Annotated in this window: 15 protein-coding genes and 1 pseudogene; 6 read left to right on the top strand and 10 right to left on the bottom strand. The window is 61.6% G+C overall.

From position 1 onward, the window contains the following. Positions 1-73: 73 nt before the first annotated feature. Positions 74-307 (bottom strand): hypothetical protein, encoded by a 234-nt coding sequence (locus BUE92_RS13195; protein ID WP_034126350.1) that lies wholly within the window; start codon positions 305-307, stop codon positions 74-76. A 214-nt stretch (positions 308-521) separates the two neighbouring features. Between BUE92_RS13195 and BUE92_RS13190 the strand changes: the two genes are divergently transcribed. From BUE92_RS13190 to BUE92_RS13165, 6 genes and pseudogenes are all read left to right on the top strand, one after another. Then, positions 522-1,688, top strand: coding sequence for an efflux RND transporter periplasmic adaptor subunit (locus BUE92_RS13190; RefSeq protein WP_073524142.1), 1,167 nt, complete (start codon positions 522-524; stop codon positions 1,686-1,688). Continuing rightward, positions 1,685-4,779: pseudogene (locus tag BUE92_RS13185) on the top strand (multidrug efflux RND transporter permease subunit). The gene BUE92_RS13190 and the pseudogene BUE92_RS13185 overlap by 4 nt, the downstream one beginning before the upstream one ends. A 7-nt stretch (positions 4,780-4,786) precedes the next feature. Beyond that, positions 4,787-5,479: a heavy metal response regulator transcription factor gene (locus BUE92_RS13180; RefSeq protein WP_054919280.1), complete on the top strand. Its 693-nt coding sequence runs from the start codon at positions 4,787-4,789 to the stop codon at positions 5,477-5,479. Further along, entirely contained in the window at positions 5,469-6,833 is a 1,365-nt protein-coding gene (locus tag BUE92_RS13175; protein WP_073524139.1) for a heavy metal sensor histidine kinase, read from the top strand. The genes BUE92_RS13180 and BUE92_RS13175 overlap by 11 nt, the downstream gene beginning before the upstream one ends. Positions 6,834-7,214: 381 nt before the next feature. Next, positions 7,215-8,537 carry an OprD family porin gene (locus BUE92_RS13170; RefSeq protein ID WP_073524136.1) on the top strand — a complete coding sequence of 441 codons (1,323 nt, stop codon included), beginning with the start codon at positions 7,215-7,217 and terminating at the stop codon, positions 8,535-8,537. 159 nt (positions 8,538-8,696) lie between these two features. After that, positions 8,697-10,193 carry a sensor domain-containing diguanylate cyclase gene (locus BUE92_RS13165; protein ID WP_073524134.1) on the top strand — a complete coding sequence of 499 codons (1,497 nt, stop codon included), beginning with the start codon at positions 8,697-8,699 and terminating at the stop codon, positions 10,191-10,193. A gap of 158 nt (positions 10,194-10,351) precedes the next feature. Here BUE92_RS13165 and lpxC read toward each other — a convergent pair whose 3' ends face one another. The 9 genes from lpxC to murD all read right to left on the bottom strand — a co-directional run bounded on the left by lpxC (position 10,352) and on the right by murD (position 20,817). After that, a complete protein-coding gene (lpxC, locus tag BUE92_RS13160; RefSeq protein ID WP_003171886.1) occupies positions 10,352-11,263 on the bottom strand; it encodes a UDP-3-O-acyl-N-acetylglucosamine deacetylase in 912 nt (303 codons plus the stop codon). A 112-nt stretch (positions 11,264-11,375) separates the two neighbouring features. Further along, entirely contained in the window at positions 11,376-12,572 is a 1,197-nt protein-coding gene (gene ftsZ, locus BUE92_RS13155) for a cell division protein FtsZ (RefSeq protein WP_003188685.1), read from the bottom strand. Between the two features lie 75 nt (positions 12,573-12,647). Beyond that, positions 12,648-13,910, bottom strand: a complete 1,263-nt coding sequence (gene ftsA / locus BUE92_RS13150; RefSeq protein ID WP_073524132.1) for a cell division protein FtsA — start codon at positions 13,908-13,910, stop codon at positions 12,648-12,650. A gap of 15 nt (positions 13,911-13,925) precedes the next feature. Further along, positions 13,926-14,795 (bottom strand): cell division protein FtsQ/DivIB, encoded by an 870-nt coding sequence (locus tag BUE92_RS13145; RefSeq protein ID WP_073524130.1) that lies wholly within the window; start codon positions 14,793-14,795, stop codon positions 13,926-13,928. A 4-nt stretch (positions 14,796-14,799) separates the two neighbouring features. Continuing rightward, on the bottom strand, positions 14,800-15,756 hold the full coding sequence (locus BUE92_RS13140) for a D-alanine--D-alanine ligase (RefSeq protein WP_073524128.1): 957 nt from the start codon (positions 15,754-15,756) through the stop codon (positions 14,800-14,802). Next, positions 15,753-17,198, bottom strand: a complete 1,446-nt coding sequence (gene murC, locus BUE92_RS13135; protein ID WP_020301253.1) for a UDP-N-acetylmuramate--L-alanine ligase — start codon at positions 17,196-17,198, stop codon at positions 15,753-15,755. The genes BUE92_RS13140 and murC overlap by 4 nt, the downstream gene beginning before the upstream one ends. Next, positions 17,191-18,261, bottom strand: a complete 1,071-nt coding sequence (gene murG, locus BUE92_RS13130) for an undecaprenyldiphospho-muramoylpentapeptide beta-N-acetylglucosaminyltransferase (protein WP_073524126.1) — start codon at positions 18,259-18,261, stop codon at positions 17,191-17,193. Before murG ends, murC begins: the two co-directional genes overlap by 8 nt. Beyond that, on the bottom strand, positions 18,251-19,474 hold the full coding sequence (ftsW, locus tag BUE92_RS13125; RefSeq protein ID WP_073524123.1) for a putative lipid II flippase FtsW: 1,224 nt from the start codon (positions 19,472-19,474) through the stop codon (positions 18,251-18,253). Before ftsW ends, murG begins: the two co-directional genes overlap by 11 nt. After that, a complete protein-coding gene (gene murD / locus BUE92_RS13120; protein ID WP_073524121.1) occupies positions 19,471-20,817 on the bottom strand; it encodes a UDP-N-acetylmuramoyl-L-alanine--D-glutamate ligase in 1,347 nt (448 codons plus the stop codon). Before murD ends, ftsW begins: the two co-directional genes overlap by 4 nt. Between the last annotated feature and the right edge of the window lie 5 nt (positions 20,818-20,822).

The raw sequence follows: 20,822 nt of genomic DNA, 5'->3' as shown, positions 1-20,822 counted from the left end.
GTCGCGGACCTACAAGCAGAAATGTCCACGGGCGATGTAGGCAACTGCCTATAACGCACGCAACGCTTTAATCTTAGCGTTTACCCATGGAGCGGCGAGTGCCCGGAGGCGCCATGCCTGGCGTCTTGGTATGGCCGTTCTTGGCGCCGCCTTTGTACCAGGGCTGGCTGGCATTCTTGGCGCCGGCCAGCTCACCCGGTTTGAAGGGGAACTTGAACGCCGGGATCTCGGCTTTTTCAACGCCGTCGGCGGTGGCCGAATCGACGAGGTCAGCCGCGTCGACAGGGGGTTGGGTTGGGGAAGTCATAGGGGCTCCGGCGCAGCTATAGGTGTAAAAGCGCGAGTATACGGGGCCGGAGCCGCAAGCGGTGAGCTTCAAGCTGCAAGTAAAAAGCGCTAGCTGTCGCGGCTGTCAGTTTGGCGTCACCGTGCTGACCGTATTACCGGGCTATAAAGCAGCTACCCAACCTTCAACCTGCAGCTTGCAGCTTAAAACTTGCAACTGCGCCCCGGCGCCTCCCATGCAGATAAAACAAAACACGGCCCTGATGGTGGGCATCCTCTTGGTATTGGCGGTGGCCGCCTGGGCAGTAACACGGCCTGCCAAGCCCCGCCTGGCAGCGCCCACGGCGATCCCGGTACGGGTGGTGAGCGTCGCCCAACAGGACGTTCCCAGGTTTGTCAGCGGCATAGGCTCAGTGCTGTCGTTGCACAGCGTGGTGATTCGCCCGCAGATCGACGGCATCCTCACCCAACTGCTGGTCAAGGAAGGCCAATCGGTGAAAGCTGGTGATCTGCTGGCCACCATCGACGACCGCTCGATCCGCGCCAGCCTCGACCAGGCCAAGGCACAATTGGGGGAAAGCCAGGCACAGTTGCAAGTGGCGTTGATCAACCTCAAGCGTTACAAGGCACTGAGCATCGACGATGGCGTGTCGAAGCAGACCTATGATCAGCAACAGGCGCTGGTCAACCAGCTCAAGGCCACGGCGCAGGGCAACCAGGCGGCCATTGATGCGGCTCAAGTACAACTTTCCTATACCCAGATTCGCTCCCCGGTCAGCGGCCGCGTGGGCATCCGCAACGTGGACGAAGGCAACTTCCTGCGCATGAGCGACACCCAGGGGCTGTTTACCGTCACCCAACTCGACCCGATTGCCATTGAGTTCTCGCTGCCACAGCAGATGCTGCCAACCTTGCAGGGCCTGATCGCCGCCCCCACCCGGGCCACCGTCGACGCCTACCTGGGCGCCGACACCGACGGCCAGACCGGCGACCTGCTCGGCGAAGGCCACCTGAGCCTGATCGACAACCAGATCAGTTCCACCACCGGCACCCTGCGGGCCAAGGCCGAGTTCAGCAACCCGGCGCATAAGCTATGGCCGGGGCAACTGGTGACCATCAAAATCCAGACGGCCCTCGACAAGAACGCCCTGGTGGTACCGCCGACCGTGGTGCAGCGTGGGCTGGACTCACATTTCGTGTACCGCGTAAGCGCTGACAAAGTCGAGGTGGTGCCGGTGCAGGTCGCCTACCAGAACAGCGACATCAATATCATCAAAGGCGTGCAGGCCGGCGATGTGCTGGTCAGCGATGGGCAATCGCGACTCAAGGCCGGCGCCCAGGTGGAGGTGCTCAAGGAGCCGCCGCAAGTGATCCACACCGCCAACGCCCAGGTGCAGCCATGAGCGCAAGCCGTTCGCCCTCGGCCTGGTGCGTTGATCACCCGGTCGCCACCCTGCTGTTGACCTTCGCGTTGGTGCTGCTGGGGATCATTGCCTTCCCGAACCTGGCCGTCGCGCCATTGCCGGAAGCGGAATTCCCGACCATCCAGGTTACTGCGCAACTGCCCGGCGCCAGCCCGGACACCATGGCCTCGTCGGTGGCAACGCCTCTTGAGGTGCAGTTCAGCGCCATCCCCGGCATGACCCAGATGACCTCCAGCAGCGCCTTGGGCTCCAGCCTCTTGACCCTGCAATTTACCCTGGAAAAAAGCATCGATACCGCCGCCCAGGAAGTCCAGGCCGCGATCAACACCGCGTCCGGCAAGCTGCCCAGCGACATGCCGAGTTTGCCTACCTGGAGGAAGGTCAACCCGGCGGACAGCCCGGTGCTGATCCTCAGCGTCAGTTCCAGCAGCATGCCCAGCACCGAGCTGAGCGACTACGTGGAGACCCTGCTGGCGCGCCAGATCAGCCAGATCGACGGCGTCGGCCAGATCAACATCACCGGCCAGCAACGCCCGGCGATTCGCGTGCAGGCGTCCCCTGACAAGCTCGCGGCCATTGGCCTGACCCTCGCTGACATACGCCTGGCCATCCAGCAGTCGAGCCTCAACCTGGCCAAGGGCGCGATCTATGGCGAAAACAGCGTGTCCACCCTGTCGACCAACGACCAGCTGTTTCACCCGGAGGAATACGGCCAACTGATCGTTTCCTACAAGGATGGTGCGCCGGTTCAACTGCGCGATATCGCCAAGGTCATCAACGGCTCGGAAAACGCCTACGTACAAGCCTGGTCCGGCGATACCCCAGGGGTGAACCTGGTGATTTCGCGCCAGCCCGGCGCCAACATCGTCGACACCGTCGACCGCATTCAAGCCGAGTTGCCGCGCCTGCAAGGCATGTTGCCGGCCTCGGTGCAGGTCAGCGTGTTGACGGACCGCACCAAGACCATCCGCGCTTCACTGCATGAGGTGGAAATGACCCTGCTGATCGCCATCCTGCTGGTGGTGGCGGTGATGGCGTTGTTCCTGCGTCAACTGTCGGCGACGCTGATTGTGTCTGCGGTGTTGGGTGTCTCGCTGGTGGCCAGTTTCGCCCTGATGTATGTGATGGGGTTCAGCCTGAACAACCTGACCCTGGTGGCCATCGTGATCGCCGTGGGCTTTGTGGTGGACGATGCGATTGTGGTGGTGGAGAACATCCATCGGCACCTGGAGGCTGGCCTGGGCAAGCGCGAAGCAGCGATCAAGGGCTCGGGTGAAATTGGCTTTACCGTGGTGTCCATCAGCTTCTCGCTGGTGGCGGCGTTTATTCCGCTGCTGTTCATGGGCGGCGTGGTCGGTCGGTTGTTCAAGGAATTTGCGTTGACGGCCACCGCGACCATTCTGATTTCAGTGGTGGTTTCGCTGACATTGGCACCGACGCTGGCCGCCTTGTTCATGCGTGCCCCTACCCACCCTGCCCACGCCAAACCCAGCTTCAGCGAACGCCTGCTGGCCGGCTATGCGCGCAACCTGCGCCGAGCCCTGGCGCACCAACGCAGCATGGCCGCGATTTTCGTGGTAACCCTCGCCCTGGCGGTGGTCGGCTATGTGTTCATTCCCAAGGGATTCTTCCCGGTGCAGGACACCGGTTTCGTGCTCGGCACCAGCGAAGCGGCGGCCGACGTGTCGTACAAGGACATGGTCGCCAAGCACAAGGCCCTGGCCGAGATCGTCAAGGCCGACCCGGCGGTGCAGGCGTTTTCCCATTCAGTCGGCGTCACCGGCAGCAACCAGACCATCGCCAACGGCCGCTTCTGGATCGCCTTGAAAGACCGCAGTGAGCGCGATGTGTCCGCCAGCCAGTTCATCGACCGCATCCGCCCGCAGCTGGCGAAGGTGCCGGGCATCGTGCTGTACCTGCGCGCCGGCCAGGACATCAACCTGAGCTCCGGCCCCAGCCGCGCCCAGTATCAATACGTGCTCAAGAGCAACGACGGCCCGACGCTGAACACCTGGACCCAGCGCCTCACCGAAAAACTGCGCGCCAACCCGGCGTTTCGCGACCTGTCCAACGACCTGCAACTGGGCGGCAGCATCACCCATATCAGCATCGACCGCCAGGCCGCCGCGCGCTTCGGGCTGACCGCCACCGATGTCGACCAGGCGTTGTACGACGCCTTCGGCCAGCGCCAGATCAACGAGTTCCAGACCGAGATCAACCAATACCAAGTGATACTTGAACTGGACAGCCAACAGCGCGGCAAGGCCGAAAGCCTCGACTATTTTTACCTGCGCTCTCCACTGACCAATGAAATGGTGCCGCTGTCGGCCTTGGCCAAAGTCGACCCGCCCACAGTCGGGCCGTTGTCCATCAGCCATGACGGCATGTTCCCCGCCGCCAACCTGTCGTTCAACCTGGCGCCCGGCGTGGCCCTGGGCGATGCGGTGTTTATGCTCGACCAGGCCAAGAACGAAATCGGAATGCCGAGCACAATTATCGGCAACTTCCAGGGTGCGGCCCAGGCGTTCCAGAGCTCGCTGGCCAGCCAGCCGTGGCTGATCCTCGCGGCGCTGGTGGCGGTCTACATTATCCTGGGTGTGCTGTATGAGAGTTTTGTGCACCCGCTGACGATCATTTCCACCTTGCCCTCGGCGGGCCTCGGTGCACTGGTCATGCTGTGGCTGCTGGGCCAGGACTTTTCGATCATGGCCTTGATCGGCCTGGTGCTGCTGATCGGCATCGTGAAGAAAAACGGTATCTTGATGATCGACTTCGCCCTGGAGGCGCAGCGGGTACGCGGGCTGCCACCCGAAGATGCGATTTATGAAGCCTGCGTCACGCGGTTCCGGCCGATCATCATGACCACCCTTGCCGCGTTGCTCGGCGCGGTGCCGTTGATGCTCGGCGCAGGCCCGGGGGCAGAGCTGCGCCAGCCGCTGGGCATCGCGGTGGTCGGTGGCTTGCTGGTGAGCCAGGCGCTGACGCTGTTCACCACGCCGGTCATATACTTGTACCTTGAACGTTTTTCCACAGGCCCAAACCAGCGCTGACGCTGGCGACCACACACTGAGGCGGTCATGCGCGTCCTGATTATTGAAGATGAAGAAAAAACCGCAGACTACCTGCACCGCGGCCTGACAGAACAAGGCTACACCGTCGATGTGGCGCGCGAAGGCGTCGAGGGCCTGCACCTGGCGCTGGAGAATGAGTATGCGGTGATTGTGCTCGACGTGATGCTGCCCGGCCTGGATGGCTTCGGTGTGTTGCGTGCCCTGCGCGCCCGCAAGCAGACGCCGGTGATCATGCTCACCGCTCGCGAGCGCGTGGAAGACCGCATCCGCGGCCTGCGCGAAGGCGCCGATGATTACCTGGGCAAGCCGTTTTCGTTCCTGGAGCTGGTGGCACGCCTGCAAGCCCTGACCCGCCGCAGCGGCGGCCATGAACCGGTGCAGGTCACCGTCGCAGACCTGTGGATCGACCTGATCAGCCGCAAGGCCAGCCGCAACGGCCTGCGCCTGGACCTGACCGCCAAGGAATTCTCGCTGCTCAGCGTATTGGCGCGGCGCCAGGGCGAGATCCTGTCCAAGACCGCGATTGCCGAGATGGTCTGGGACATCAATTTCGACAGCGATGCCAACGTCGTGGAGGTGGCGATCAAGCGCCTGCGCGCCAAGCTCGATGGGCCGTTCGAACACAAGCTGCTGCACACCATTCGCGGCATGGGCTATGTGCTGGAGAACCGCATGCAGGAAAACCACAGTGGTCGCTAACTCCATCGCCCTGCGCCTGAGTGGCATGTTCACCCTGGTGGCGCTGCTGATCTTCCTGTTGATCGGCGGCGCGCTGTACCAGCAGGTGGACCGTGGCCTGGGGTTGCTGCCAGGGGCCGAGCTGGATGCGCGCTACAGCGTGCTGGAGTCGTCGATCAATCGCTTCGGCACCCCGGACCATTGGGCCAAGATCAAGTCCAAGCTCAAGCTGTTGGGGGAAGAAGACAAGCGCATCCGTTTCTGGGTGGTCAGCAGCGACCCGAGCTACGAATACGGTGAGCCGGATGCACAGATTCGTGCCTTTGCCGAGGGCGCCACGGGCAAGCGCGACCTGCGCCTGCCGGGTCACGATTATCCCTTCAAGGTGCTGGTCAGCCAGTTTGCAGCCAAGGACCAGCGCCCGGCGCTGCGCTTCATGATTGCCATCGACACGGAGAACTTCCGCGCCACCCAGCATCACTTGCTGGTGGCATTGGTCAGCCTGGCGCTGGTTGGTGTAGTACTGGCGGCACTGTTGGGGTTCTGGGTCGCCCGTATCGGCCTCAAGCCCCTGAGCAAACTCTCGGATGAGGCGCAAAAGCTTGCGCCGCCGAAACTCTCCGGGCGCCTGCACCTGTCGCCGCTGCCGCCGGAATTGAGCCAGTTCGTCAATTCGTTCAACGCCACCCTCGACCGTGTCGAGCAGGCGTATTCGCGCCTGGAATCGTTCAACGCCGACGTCGCCCACGAACTGCGTTCGCCGCTCACCAACCTGATTGGCCAGACCCAGGTGGCCCTCACTCGCGGTCGGTCGGCGGAGCAATATTTCGAGGTGCTGCAATCGAACCTGGAAGAGCTGGAACGGCTGCGCTCGATCATCAATGACATGCTGTTCCTCGCCAGCGCCGACCAGGGCAGCAAGGCCACCAAGCTGATCGAAAGCGCCCTGGCCGATGAGGTAGCCACCACCCTCGACTACCTGGACTTCATCCTCGAAGACGCCCAGGTCAAAGTGCGCGTGCACGGCGATGCCGTGGTGCAGATCGAAAAGGCCCATCTGCGTCGCGCACTGATCAATCTACTGAGCAATGCCGTGCAACACACCGCACCTGGGCAAGTCATCGACGTGCACATTGAAGTGCAGGCACACCAGGTGACGATTGGCGTGACCAACCCCGGCGAGGTCATTGCCAGCGAACACTTGCCACGCCTGTTCGAACGTTTCTATCGGGTGGATGCCTCGCGCAGCAACAGCGGGGCCAATCACGGGCTGGGGCTGGCGATCGTCAAGGCGATTGCGTTGATGCATGGGGGGGATGTGTTTGTGCGTAGTGAAGGCGGTGGCAATACGTTTGGTATCACCCTGCCGGTCTAAACAACTCGGTCAAAATATGGGAGCTGGCTTGCCTGCGATAGCATCACCTCGGTGCGCCTGACATACCGAAGTGTCTGCATCGCAGGCAAGCCAGCTCCCACAGGAGATCCCATCGCTCGCACTGTTGCGGTTTGGGCAATAGTTATTATCTTGTTACACTCTGTATCGCACTGCTCGCCTGCGTTACTTTGACGCACCGATGAGCGCGACGGCAAAGGCAGCTGACCACTCACCCGAATTTCCCTCGACTTATTTCCAGGGCTCTACACTGGGAATCTGTCTTAAAGCCGCTGACTTCAGCGGCTTTTTTTTGCCGTGAAAAAAGGCCGGGCACACCCCTACGACACTGGCCGTTCATGATTGACCAAAGGAGCTCCACCGGTGAAGAACTCGCTGACGTTCACCCCGTTATTCCTCGCAATTGCAGCAACGATCACTCCCCTCGCCCAGGCGGCAGACACTACCCCCAACGACGGTTTCGTCGAAGGCTCCCACCTCACGATCAACACCCGCAACTACTACATGAACCGCGACCGACGCGATATTCATACCGATGACAGCAAGGAATGGGGCCAGGGCTTTATCGGCACCTTCGAATCCGGCTACACCCAGGGCACCGTCGGCTTCGGCCTGGACGTCAATGCCATGCTCGGCCTCAAGCTCGACGGCGGTGGTGGTACGGATGGTTCCAGCATCCTTCCGTATGGCAGCGGTAACGGCAAGGCACCGGGTTCGTTCTCGACGGCTGGCGGCACCTTGAAGCTGCGCGCCTTCGACACCGAACTGAAAGCCGGCGACCTGTTCCTCAACAACCCGGTGATCGCCGGCGGCATGACGCGCATGTTGCCGCAGACTTTCCGTGGCGTGAGCCTGACCAACCACAGCTTTGACGGCTGGATGATCGAAGGTGGCCAGGCCAGTTTCACCAAGCTCTACAACCAGAGCGGCCATCGGCGCATCGGCACCAGCTACGGCACGCTGCCCGCCAACACCGACAGCCAGCACCTGGATTGGGCTGGCGTGTCGTTCAGCGGTATTACGGGGCTGACCAGCAACCTGTACGCCTCCGAACTCAAGGATGTCTGGCACCAGTATTACTACGACCTCGAATACACCTACGCCTTGAACGACCTGGTCAGCCTGACCCCCGGCCTGCACTACTACCATACCCAGGACACCGGCCAATCGCTGCTGGGAGATATCGACAACAACACCTACAGCCTGCATTTCACCGTGGGCGTGGGCAACCACAGCGTCACGGCGACTTATCAGCGGGTCAATGGCAATACGCCGTTCGACTACATCACCCAGGGCGACAGCGTGTACCTGGACAACTCCCAGCAGTACTCGGACTTCAACGGGCCCAACGAGCGCTCCTGGAAGCTCAAGTACGCCTACGACTTCGCCGGCCTCGGCGTGCCCGGCCTGACGTCTGCCGTGTCCTACATCAGCGGCAAGACCGACCTGACCAAGGTCGACCCCAACAGTCGCGGCTACAGCAACTGGTACAGCGCCGATGGCAAGGACGCCAAGCACTGGGAGCGAGATATCGACGTGAAATATGTGGTGCAGGGCGGCAAGGCCAAGGACTTGGCCGTGCGCCTGCAGTGGGCGACCAATCGGGGAAGCAATGGCTACTCGGCAGTGGACCGGGATGTGGATGAGTACCGTGTGATCGTGGATTACCCGATCAACGTGTTCTGACATGTAGGAGCGAGCTTGCTCGCGAAAAACGTTAACGATAACGCGTGCTTCCTGAATAAACGCGGCGTCTGTGAGTTTTTCGCGAGCAAGCTCGCTCCTACAGCCATATTTAAGAGTTGCTACTACGCTAAGGGCATCCTCAACGCAGAAGTGTGCCCGATGAGTTCAAGCCCTACCCGCCCCAACCGCCGCCCGGAGCGCTTGCTGATCCTGGGCAGCACGCTCACGGTGTTGCTGATCGTGGGGGTCGTCACTGCGCTGCTGATTCGTGAACATGCCAACACCCTGCAGACGGCCAAGCGCACCGCCAATACCATCACTCAATTGATCGACGCTGACGTGCTGCGCAATGTCGAACTCTATGACATGGCCCTCAAAGGCTTGATCACCGCTACCGAGCGCACTGACCTGCAGGACGTTTCAGAGAGCATCCGTCATTTGGTACTGTTCGATCGTTCCGCAGCGGCGCCATACAAGGGCGATATCCTGCTGTTGGACCCGGCCGGCGAGGTGATTGCCGATTCGTCCCTGCTCACGCCCAAGCTGGGTAACTTTGCCGACCGGGACTATTTTAAGGCGCATCGCAACAACCCCGACCTGGGCTTGTATATCAGCCGCCCGTTCATGGCGCGCTGCCAGTGTGCCGATCCTTGGCGCATCGCTTTCAGCCGTCGCGTTTCGTCACCGAGCGGGCGCTTTCTGGGGGTGGCTGCCGCATCCATGCGCCTGTCGTACTTTCATCAGTTGTTCAGCAGCTTGAACATCGGCAGCAACAGCACCATCAACCTGCTCAACCACCAAGGCATCCTGCTGGCGCAAGAGCCTCTGCTGGAAGTAGATATCGTCGACAAGGACCTGAGCCAGCGCCCGAATGTGGCGCGCATGCTGCGCGAACGGGACGGCAGCTTCCAAAGTATCTCCAGTGTCGATCGCCAGGCACGGCTCTACAGTTTTTCTAATGTGGGCAACTTGCCGCTGATCGTGGCAGTGGCCTTGTCCAGCGATGAAATGTTCGCACCCTGGCGACGTGCGGCGTGGCTGGTCAGCATCGCGACCGGAGTGTTGTGCGTGGGCCTGCTGTGGCTGACCTGGGCGCTGTGCATGGAGCTGCGCCGTCGCCATCGCGCCGAACAGGTGCTGTCAGAACTGGCAGCCACCGACGCCCTTACCGGACTGGCCAACCGTCGCACGCTGGACGAACGCTTGCGGCTGGAATGGGACCGGGCACAACGCTCAACCGAGTCGTTGAGCGTACTGATGATCGATGTGGACCACTTCAAGGCCTTCAACGACCGCCACGGTCACCAGGGCGGCGATGAGGCGTTGCGTGCAGTCGCGCATGTAATCGCCAGCCATATCCGCCGCCCTGCCGACCTGGCGGCGCGTTATGGCGGTGAAGAGTTCGCGGTGGTGCTGCCCAATACCGACGCCAAGGGGGCGTGGGTGATCGCCGAGCATATCCGCAAGGGGGTCCAGCACTTGCCGCGAGTGGATGGGGACGAGCAACCGATCACTGTGAGCATCGGCCTGAGTACCTGGCAGAAGCACAGCCGTATCTCCCTTGAAGACCTGCTGCTCAAGGCTGATCAGGCGTTGTATCAGGCCAAGCACAACGGCCGTAACCGGACAATGGATGCCGCAACCCGACCGCTGTAGGAGCGAGCTTGCTCGCGAAGAACCTGAGAGCATCCTGTTCATTCAGGAAGCCCTCGTTATCGTTGACGTTTTTCGCGAGCAAGCTCGTTCCTACGGTCAGGCATAAAAAAAGGCCACCCGAAGGCAGCCTTTCAAAACTAAAGAAAGAGAGTTGTTACTTACACCGCCGCAACGGGACGCATGTAAGAGATCGGTGCGGTGCTGGCATCTTCGAAGGTCACGACTTCCCAAGCGTCTGTCTGCTCAATCAACTTGCGCAGCAGCTGGTTGTTAAGGGCGTGGCCCGACTTGAAGCCTTTGAACTCGCCTATCAGGCTATTGCCCAGCAGGTAGAGGTCACCGATTGCATCGAGGATCTTGTGCTTCACGAATTCGTCTTCGTAGCGAAGGCCGTCTTCGTTCAGTACACCATCCGCGTCGACCACAATGGCGTTTTCAACGCTGCCGCCGAGTGCGAGGTTGTGCTTGCGCAGGTACTCGATGTCACTCATGAAACCAAAGGTACGGGCACGGCTGACTTCTTTTACGAACGAAGTACTGGAAAAATCCACGCTTGCACTTTGGGTGCGGTCACGAAATACCGGGTGATCGAAATCGATCTCAAAGCTCACTTTAAAGCCTTCGAACGGGACGAAGGTGGCGCGCTTGTCGCCGTCTTCTACTGTCACTTCCCGCAGAATGCGAATGAACTTCTTGGCTGCGTCCTGTTCTTCCAGGCCGGCAGATTGAATCAAGAATACGAAGGGGCCAGCGCTGCCATCCATGATCGGGACTTCGGACGCGGAGAGCTCGACGTAGGCGTTATCGATGCCCAGGCCAGCCATGGCCGAGAGCAAGTGCTCCACCGTGTCCACTTTGACGTCACCGTTGACCAGTGTGGTCGACATCGTGGTTTCGCCAACGTTTTCCGCGCGAGCAGGAATCTGCACCACAGGGTCCAGGTCGGCACGAACAAACACGATGCCGGTGTCGACAGGTGCGGGCTTGAGGGTCAGGTATACCTTCTCCCCGGAGTGCAGACCTACACCTGTGGCACGGATAATATTCTTCAGGGTGCGTTGTTTAATCATGGCTTGGACCGCTTCAGCGCAAATTGCGAACTGGTATCAACAAAGGCTGGCGATAATAACAGACCAGACCTTTGCTGAACACCAATCACCTTCATAGCCCTGATACATTCCATTAATCGGCCTGACGACGCAGGAATGCCGGGATGTCCAGGTAGTCCAGGTCATCTTGCGGATTCGGGCTACGGGACGCCGCAGCACCGGCCTGAGCCTGGTTGCGCATCACGGTCGGACGGTCCAGGTCACGGTAGTTGACCGACGGCAGTTCCTGACGAGCAGGGGCTGGAGCGGCAGCTGCCTGGCTGGCCTGGCTGGTGTGCAGGGTGTTGTCGATGACCTTCACAGGCTTCTCGATTTTGGCACCCAGGCCGGTAGCAACCACTGTTACATGCAGCTCATCGCGCATGTCCGGATCGATAACGGTACCGACTTTGACCATAGCGTGCTCGGACGCGAAGGCTTCGATGATGCTACCCACGTCGGAGTACTCACCCAAGGACAGGTCGGGACCTGCGGTGATGTTCACCAGGATGCCGCGTGCGCCTTGCAGGTTCACGTCTTCGAGCAACGGGTTGCGGATGGCCGCTTCGGTGGCTTCGCGTGCACGGTTCGGACCGCTGGCGCAGCCAGTGCCCATCATCGCCATGCCCATTTCGCTCATGACCGTACGTACGTCGGCAAAGTCGACGTTGATCATGCCTGGGCGCTTGATGATGTCGGAGATACCGCGAACGGCACCGGCCAGTACATCGTCAGCCTTGGCGAAGGCGGACAGCAGGCTGGCATCCTTGCCCAGGATGGTCAGCAGTTTCTCGTTGGGGATGGTGATCAACGAGTCGACGCTTTCAGACAGCAGACGGATACCTTCGTCGGCGATCTGCATGCGCTTGCGGCCTTCGAACGGGAACGGACGCGTCACGACAGCAACGGTCAGAATCCCCATTTCCTTGGCCACTTCGGCAATGATCGGTGCAGCACCGGTACCGGTACCACCGCCCATGCCCGTGGTGATGAACACCATGTTGGTGCCTTGCAGCACTTCGGCAATACGCTCGCGGTCTTCCAGGGCGGCTTGACGGCCGACTTCCGGATTGGCGCCAGCGCCGAGGCCCTTGGTCACCGCGGTGCCCAATTGCAGGATGGTCCGCGCGCCGATGCTTTTCAGCGCCTGGGCATCAGTGTTGGCGCAGATGAACTCAACGCCTTCAATGTTGCTCTTGACCATGTGGTTGACAGCGTTGCCGCCGCCACCGCCGACACCGATTACTTTGATAACCGGGCTAGCGGGGATGTTGTCTACGAGTTCGAACATGTTCCCTCTCCTTTCATTTTCTCTAGTTTTTTCGCCTACTGCTTATTGCGGGTGTTGCGGTGTCGCGGTAAATCTTTAGAAATTGCCTTTTACCCAAGCCTGCAGCCGCTCGAACAACGGCGCTTTCGCCTCGTCGTCGCTGCGGTAGCTGTCACGGATGCTCGGACCCGACAGGGAAATGCCGTCGGTCTGCTTTTGCAGCCCATACAACAGCAAGCCCACACCGGTGGAATAAATCGGGTTGCGCACCACGTCTCCCAGGCCTTTCACGCCATGGGGCAGGCCCAGGCGCACCGGCATGTGGAAGATTTCTTCGGCCAACTCGACCGCGCCTTCCATCTTCGAGGTGCCACCGGTCAGCACGATGCCGGCCGGGATCAAATCTTCGTAGCCGCTGCGGCGCAGTTCAGCCTGGATCAGGGTGAACAGCTCGTCGTAGCGTGGCTCGACCACTTCGGCCAGGGCTTGGCGCGACAGCTCGCGAGGTGGACGATCACCCACGCTTGGCACCTTGATGGTCTCGCCGGCACCAGCCAGCTTGGCCAGGGCGCAGGCGTAGCGGATCTTGATTTCTTCGGCGTACTGGGTCGGTGTGCGCAGCGCCATGGCGATGTCGTTGGTGACCTGGTCGCCGGCAATCGGAATCACGGCGGTGTGACGGATCGCACCTTCGGTGAAGATCGCGATGTCGGTGGTGCCGCCGCCGATGTCCACCAGGCACACACCCAGCTCTTTTTCGTCGTCGGTCAGTACCGAGTAGGCCGAGGCCAACTGTTCCAGAATGATGTCGTCGATTTCCAGGCCGCAGCGACGCACGCATTTTTCGATGTTTTGTGCGGCGTTGACGGCGCAGGTCACCACGTGGACCTTGGCTTCCAGACGCACGCCCGACATGCCCAGGGGCTCGCGCACGCCTTCCTGGTTGTCGATCACGTAGTCCTGCGGCAGGGTGTGCAGCACGCGCTGGTCCGCCGGGATCGCCACGGCCTGGGCGGCGTCGAGGACGCGCTCAAGGTCGGCCGAGCTGACTTCACGGTCGCGGATCGCCACGATGCCGTGGGAGTTCAGGCTGCGGATGTGGTTGCCGGCCACGCCGACGAACGCCGAGTGAATCCGGCAACCGGCCATCAGCTGCGCTTCTTCGATAGCGCGCTGGATCGACTGCACGGTGGACTCGATGTTCACCACCACGCCCTTCTTCAGGCCCCGGGACGGATGCGTGCCAATACCGACGATTTCGATCGCGCCGTCTTCCCCGACCTCGCCCACCAGCGCCACCACCTTGGAGGTGCCGATATCGAGACCGACGATCATTTTGCCGCTTTGCACGTTTGCCATGGGTCCTGCCTCTTCTTAATTCTTCGCGACAGCGGGTTGTGCTGCCGTGGGCGCAGCCGGTGTACGCCAGCCGACGGCCAGGCCGTTGGCGTAACGCAGGTCGACGCTCGCAATGTTCGTAATCTGTTCTTTCAAGGTTTTTTCATAGATGGCAATAAAGCGGCGCATCTTTTCCACCAAGCGGTCGCGTCCCAGCAACAACTCGATGCCCGGGCCGGAACTGCCTGCCCCGGTCGTCAAAAACCAGCTGCCCCGCTCACGCAATTCCAGGCGTGCAATGGAGAAGCCCAGTGGCCGCAGCATCTGGCTCAAGGCCTGGTACTGCTGCATCACTTGCTGCTGCGCCCGCTGCGGCCCGAACAGCTGCGGCAGGTGCTCATAGTTGGCCAGCTCACGCGGGGTGAACGCCTGGCCCTGGTTGTTCAACAGCGCTTCATCGCCCCAGCGGGCCACGGGCAGTTGTTCTTCCAGGCGGATCGTGACCTGGTCCGGCCATACCCGGCGAACTTCGGCGTGGGCGATCCATGGCATCTGTTCCAGCTCCGAGCGCATGCCAGCCAGGTCGATGGTAAAGAAGCTCGCCGCCAGAAACGGGCCGATGCGCTGCTGTACCGCTTGCTGGCTGATGTAGCTCAAGTCGCCCTGCACGCTGATCTTGGTGATCGGCCGGTCGGCATACGGCAACAGACGCTGCGCGCCTTCGTACGTACCAAAGCCCAACACCACCAGCAGCACCGGCCAGAACAGCGCCTTGATAAAACCAAAGTTGGCTTTGGGCAGGCGCGCCGACATCGGCTCTTTAGCCACCATTCGGCTTGCACCCCGTGGCACCGGCTTGCGGCTCGGTGCTTGTGGGGGCTGATGACGAAGCGATGCGCCGTTCATGTGTTTAGCCTCTTGGCCCAATGCTGTCGGCCAGGATCGCCAGCACTAACTGCTGGAAATCCAGACCCGCGGCACGGGCTGCCATGGGAACCAGGCTGTGGTCGGTCATGCCCGGTGCGGTGTTGACTTCAAGGAACCAGAAGTTCCCTTGGTCATCCTGCATCACGTCTGCCCGCGCCCAACCGGCGATACCCAGCGCCTCACAGGCTTTCGCCGTGAGGTCCATCAATTGCTGTTCCTTGGTTGCTTCGAGGCCACACGGGATCCGGTACTGAGTATCGGAAGCCAGGTACTTGGCGTCGTAATCATAAAAAGTGTGGGGTGTGCCCAAAGCGATGGGCGGCAATACCTGGCCACGCAGGGTGGCGATGGTGTACTCGGGACCGGAAATCCACTGTTCCACCAACACTTGCGAATCGTAGGTACTTGCCGCTTTCCATGCGTCGATCAATTCGGCGGCCGAGTTCACTTTGGCCATGCCGATACTGGAGCCTTCATGGGCTGGTTTGACGATCAAAGGCAGGCCCAGTTCCTTGGCCGCAGAAATACAATCGTCTTCGCTGCACAGTACGGCGTGACGCGGGGTGGGAATGCCCAGGCTGTGCCACACCTGCTTGGTGCGCAACTTGTCCATCGCCAAGGCCGACGCGAGGATGCCGCTGCCGGTGTAAGGGATGCCGGCGCATTCGAGCAGGCCCTGCATGCTGCCGTCTTCACCGCCGCGGCCGTGAAGAATGAGAAAGGCACGGTCGATCTTTTCGGCCTGCAGGCGGGAGAGGAAATCATCGCCCACATCGATACCGAACGCGTTCACGCCAGCACTTTGCAGCGCTTCAAGCACCGCATTGCCGGACTTGAGCGACACTTCGCGCTCGGCGCTCTTGCCGCCGAACAGCACGGCCACGCGACCGAAGTCGGCAGGCGCAAGGGTGGAAAACAGGGAGCCGTAATCAGTGGTCATTTCGACTTCCCCTTGGCGGCTGCAAACAGCGGGCTCGCCAGCAACTTGGGCGCAAGACCACCGATATCACCGGCGCCCTGGCACAGCAGGATGTCACCGGCACGCAGCAGCGGCTTGACGATAGGCGCCAGGTCCACGCCACGCTCGATGTAGATCGGGTCCAACTGGCCGCGCTGGCGGATGCTGTTGCACAGCTTGCGGCTGTCAGCGCCCGGGATCGGTTCTTCACCGGCCGGGTAGACTTCCATCAACAGCAGCACGTTGGCATCGGCCAGTACATTGACAAAATCGTCGTACAGGTCGCGGGTGCGGCTGTAGCGGTGCGGCTGGTACACCATCACCAGCCGGCGCTCCGGCCAGCCACCGCGCACGGCCTTGATCACGGCCGCAACTTCGGTCGGGTGGTGGCCGTAGTCGTCCACCAGCATCACGTCACCGCCTTCAACCGGCAGTTGGCCGTAGACCTGGAAGCGACGGCCTACACCGGCAAAGCGCGACAGGCCCTCGACGATGGCTTCATCGCTGACGCCTTCATCGGTAGCAATGCAGATGGTCGCCAGAGAGTTCAGCACGTTGTGGTTGCCCGGCATGTTCACCGACACGTCCAGCGGCTCGCGATCGGGGCGCAGCACGGTGAAGAAGGTTTGCATGCCTTCCTGGCGCACATTGATTGCGCGCACGTCGGCGTCTTCGCTGAAGCCGTAGGTCACTGTAGGGCGTTTGACCTGGGGCAGGATTTCACGCACCACCGGGTCGTCCAGGCACACCACCGCCAACCCATAGAACGGCAGGTTGTGCAGGAAGTCGACGAAGGTTTTCTTCAATTTGTTGAAGTCGCCGTCGTAGGTCGCCATGTGGTCTTCGTCGATGTTGGTGACGACGGCGACCAGCGGTTGCAGGTGCAGGAAGCTCGCGTCACTTTCATCGGCTTCGGCAATCAGGTAGCGGCTGGTGCCGAGCTGGGCATTGGTGCCAGCTGCATTCAGGCGGCCACCGATGACGAAGGTCGGGTCCAGGCCTCCGGCGGCGAACACCGAAGCGATCAGGCTGGTGGTGGTGGTCTTGCCATGGGTACCGGCGACGGCGATGCCGTGGCGATAGCGCATCAGCTCGGCGAGCATCTCGGCACGCGGCACCACAGGGATACGGCGCTCAAGGGCGGTGGCCACTTCCGGGTTGGACGTGTTCACGGCGCTGGACACCACCAGCACGTCAGCCTCGGCGGCGTTCTCGGCACGGTGGCCGATGAAGATCTGTGCGCCAAAGGACTTCAGGCGCTCGGTGACCGGCGACTCTTTCAAGTCCGAGCCGGACACCTGATAGCCCAGGTTCAGCAACACTTCGGCAATCCCGCACATGCCCACGCCACCGATACCGACGAAGTGAATACGACGGATGCGGCGCATCTCGGGTTGCGGCATGGCTTTCTGATTCTCAACCATGGGCCACCTCCAGGCAGATATCGACCACGGTGCGGGTTGCGTCAGGTTTGGCCAGGCGGCTTGCGGTGCTCGCCATGCTGTTGAGTCGTTCCGGTTGCATCAAAACCTCGGTCAGGCGTGCGGCCAAATCGGCGGCGCCAGTCGTTCTTTGCGGCAGCAGGAAGGCAGCGCCCTCCCCGGCCAAATATTCGGCATTGCGGGTCTGGTGATCGTCGATGGCGTGGGGCAAAGGCACCAGCAAGGACGGCAGACCGGCGGCCGCCAGTTCACTGACGGTCAGCGCACCAGCGCGGCAGACCACCAGGTCGGCCCAGCCATAGGCTTGGGCCATGTCTTTGATGAAGGGCTGTACATTGGCCTCTACACCGGCCTCGCGATAACGCGCGGCGGTGACTTCATCGTGGTTCTTGCCGGCCTGATGGAAGATCTCCGGGCGCACGTCCTCAGGAAGTTGCGCGACGGCTTCAGGCAGCAATTTGTTCAGTGGCTCGGCGCCCAGGCTTCCGCCCAGGATCAGCAGGTGTGCCTTGCGCCCCGCCAGCGCGTCACGCGCAATGGCCATGAACAGTTCGGTACGCACCGGGTTACCGGTGGTGCGAAGCTTGTCGGAGGCGGCGAAGGTATTCGGGAAGGCTTCACACACCCGCGATGCCAACGGCACCAGCAGGCGGTTGGCAGTACCAGCAACGGCGTTCTGTTCGTGTACGATCACCGGCACGCCCGCGAGCTTCGCCGCAACGCCACCAGGGCCGGTCACATAACCGCCAAAGCCGAGCACACACACCGGCTTCAACTCGCGAATGATCTTGCGCGCCTGCATGACCGCCTTGAGCAACACGAACGGCGCCTTGAGCAATGACAACTTGCTCTTGCCGCGCAACCCGGTGACGTTGATCAAATGCAGCGGCAAACCGGCATTGGGCACCAATTCGTTTTCGATGCCACGGGGCGTACCCAGCCAGTGCACGGTGTAGCCACGGTTCTGGAATTCACGGGCGCAAGCCAGGGCCGGGAATACATGGCCCCCGGTGCCGCCCGCCATGATCAGCACATTAGCGCCCATGAGTCGGCTCCTCGGCGAAGTCGCTCTCGCTGAACTCCATCTCTTCGCTGCCCAGGTGAGTGCGACTCTCCCACTCGATACGCAGCAACAACCCGAGACAGGCGCAGCAAATCACCAACGAACTGCCGCCGTAACTGAGGAACGGCAAGGTCAGGCCCTTGGTCGGCAGCAGGCCGACGTTCACGCCGATGTTGATCAGGAACTGGCCGATCCACAGGAAGGCCAACCCATAGGCAACGTAGGCGGCGAAGAACTGCTTGGCCCTTTCGGCCCACAAGCCGATGTACATGGCGCGCACGCAGACGAATACAAACAACGCAACGGTACACAGCGAACCCACCACACCCAACTCTTCGGCCAATACCGAGAACACGAAGTCGGTGTGGGCTTCCGGCAGGTAGAACTGTTTCTGCACACTATTGCCCAGGCCCACACCCAGCCACTCGCCGCGACCGAAGGCAATCAGCGCCTGGGTCAACTGGTAGCCGGAGCCGAACTGGTCGGACCAGGGGTCAGTAAAAGTAATCAGACGGGCCATCCGGTAGGGTTGCGCCTGCACCAGGATGGTCACGGCCGCCACCGCCAGCACCACCATCAAGGTGAAGCGGAACAGCCCGACCCCACCCAGGAACAGCATCGCTGCGGCGGCGCCCATCATCACCACCGTTGCCCCGAAGTCGGGTTCCATCAGCAACAGGCCAGCCATGGGCAGCAGTACGATGAACGGCTTGAAGAAGCCCATCCAGCTTTCGCGTACTTCTTTCTGACGGCGCACCAGGTAACCGGCGAGGTAGATCACCACGAACACCTTGGCGATCTCCGAAGGCTGCACGTTGAACGCGCCGAAGCCGATCCAGCGCATCGAACCGTTCACCTCGCGGCCAATGCCCGGGACGATCACCATGACCAGCAAGCCGAACGCACCGATCAGCATCAGCCAACCCAGGCGCTGCCAGGTGGCAATCGGGATCATCATGGTGACGATGCAGGTGCCCAGGCCGATCACCAGGTACACCAGGTGGCGGATCATCATGTACAGCGTGTTGCCCGACTGCACGGCAGCCACTTCGGAGGAAGCCGAAGTGATCATCACCAGGCCCAGGCCAAGCAGCGCGAGGCATCCGGCGAGCATCGGGAAGTCGAGGTCGATACCGCGCCCGGTAATGATCGGCGACGGGTACGGCTTGATGATGTTTTTCAGGTCGAGGCTCATGCCAGGGCCTCCACGGCGCGGGCGAACAGCTGGCCGCGCTCTTCATAGTTCTTGAACATGTCGAAACTGGCGCAGGCCGGCGACAGCAGCACCGCATCACCCGGCTGTGCCAGGGCTTTGCAGTGGGCAATGGCGTCATCCAGCGAAGTCGCGCGTACTTGCGGCACGGCGTCACCGAGGGCGGCGGCGATCAGGTCCGAATCGCGGCCCATCAGCACCACGGCGCGGCAGTGGGCGGCCACTGGAGCTTTAAGGTCCTTGAAGTCGGCACCCTTGCCATCACCACCGGCGATCAGCACCAGCTTGCCGTCGATATCGGCACCCAGGCCTTCGATGGCCGCCAGGGCTGCACCGACGTTGGTGGCTTTGGAGTCGTTGTAATAGCTGACGTCATTGAGGTCGCGCACCCACTGGCAGCGATGCTCAAGCCCGGCAAAAGTGCGCAGGCTCGCGAGCATGGCGTCGAATGGCAGGCCAACCGCGTGACCGAGCGCCAAGGCCGCCAGGGCATTGGACTGGTTGTGTGCGCCACGGATTTTCAGTTCGCGTACCGGCATCAGGTTCTGGAATTCGAACGCCAGGTACTTCTCGCCGTTCTCTTCACGAATGCCGAAGCCTTTGAAGTCCGGTTTGCCCAGGCCGAAGGTCCAGCAGGGCATGCCCTCGCCCATCAGTGGACGGCTCAGGGCATCCTGGCGGTTGACTACAAATTGCCTGGCGCCACGGAAAATCCGGTGCTTGGCCAGGTGATAAGCCGGCAGGCCGCTGTAGCGGTCCATATGGTCTTCACTGACGTTCAATACCGTCGCCACTTCAGCGCCGAGGTCGTGGGTGGTTTCCAGCTGGAAGCTCGACAACTCCATCACATACAGCTCGACGTCGTCGCTGAGCAGGTCCAGTGCCGGCACACCAAGATTGCCGCCGACGGCCACACGCTTGCCCGCCGCCGCCGCCATCTCGCCGACCAGGGTGGTGACGGTGCTTTTGGCGTTGGAACCGCTGATGGCCACGATCGGCGCCTTCGCGTTGCGTGCGAACAGGTCGATATCGCCAGACAGCTTCACGCCACGGGCCGCAGCCGCTTGCAGGGCCGGTGTCGCCAGGGCCAGGCCCGGGCTCACGTAGAGCTCGTCGGCACGGCACAGAAACTCGACATCCAGCTCGCCACAACGCACTTCCACGTGCGGGTAGTCACGGCGCAGCGTGACCAGCTCCGGTGGATTTTCCCGCGTATCGGCCACGGCAAACGACGTGCCCCGGTTCGCCAGGAAGCGAACCAGGGACATGCCGCTCTTGCCGAGGCCGACAACGATGCGGAAGTGGTCTGAAGCGATCAGGGACACTCGTT

Origin of the sequence: Pseudomonas fluorescens, from assembly GCF_001902145.1 — a bacterium.
GTDB lineage: Bacteria > Pseudomonadota > Gammaproteobacteria > Pseudomonadales > Pseudomonadaceae > Aquipseudomonas > Aquipseudomonas fluorescens_BV.
Note: the sequence above shows the minus strand (reverse complement) of the source record. Positions and strands in the feature narration are given on the sequence as shown.

Excerpts from the sequence above, each read along its gene's own strand:
- BUE92_RS13195 (WP_034126350.1), bottom strand. The coding sequence starts at position 307 with ATGACTTCCCCAACCCAACCCCCTGTCGACGCGGCTGACCTCGTCGAT.
- BUE92_RS13190 (WP_073524142.1), top strand. The coding sequence starts at position 522 with ATGCAGATAAAACAAAACACGGCCCTGATGGTGGGCATCCTCTTGGTA.
- BUE92_RS13180 (WP_054919280.1), top strand. The coding sequence starts at position 4,787 with ATGCGCGTCCTGATTATTGAAGATGAAGAAAAAACCGCAGACTACCTG.
- BUE92_RS13165 (WP_073524134.1), top strand. The coding sequence starts at position 8,697 with ATGAGTTCAAGCCCTACCCGCCCCAACCGCCGCCCGGAGCGCTTGCTG.
- lpxC (WP_003171886.1), bottom strand. The coding sequence starts at position 11,263 with ATGATTAAACAACGCACCCTGAAGAATATTATCCGTGCCACAGGTGTA.
- ftsZ (WP_003188685.1), bottom strand. The coding sequence starts at position 12,572 with ATGTTCGAACTCGTAGACAACATCCCCGCTAGCCCGGTTATCAAAGTA.
- ftsA (WP_073524132.1), bottom strand. The coding sequence starts at position 13,910 with ATGGCAAACGTGCAAAGCGGCAAAATGATCGTCGGTCTCGATATCGGC.
- BUE92_RS13145 (WP_073524130.1), bottom strand. The coding sequence starts at position 14,795 with ATGAACGGCGCATCGCTTCGTCATCAGCCCCCACAAGCACCGAGCCGC.
- BUE92_RS13140 (WP_073524128.1), bottom strand. The coding sequence starts at position 15,756 with ATGACCACTGATTACGGCTCCCTGTTTTCCACCCTTGCGCCTGCCGAC.
- murC (WP_020301253.1), bottom strand. The coding sequence starts at position 17,198 with ATGGTTGAGAATCAGAAAGCCATGCCGCAACCCGAGATGCGCCGCATC.
- murG (WP_073524126.1), bottom strand. The coding sequence starts at position 18,261 with ATGGGCGCTAATGTGCTGATCATGGCGGGCGGCACCGGGGGCCATGTA.
- ftsW (WP_073524123.1), bottom strand. The coding sequence starts at position 19,474 with ATGAGCCTCGACCTGAAAAACATCATCAAGCCGTACCCGTCGCCGATC.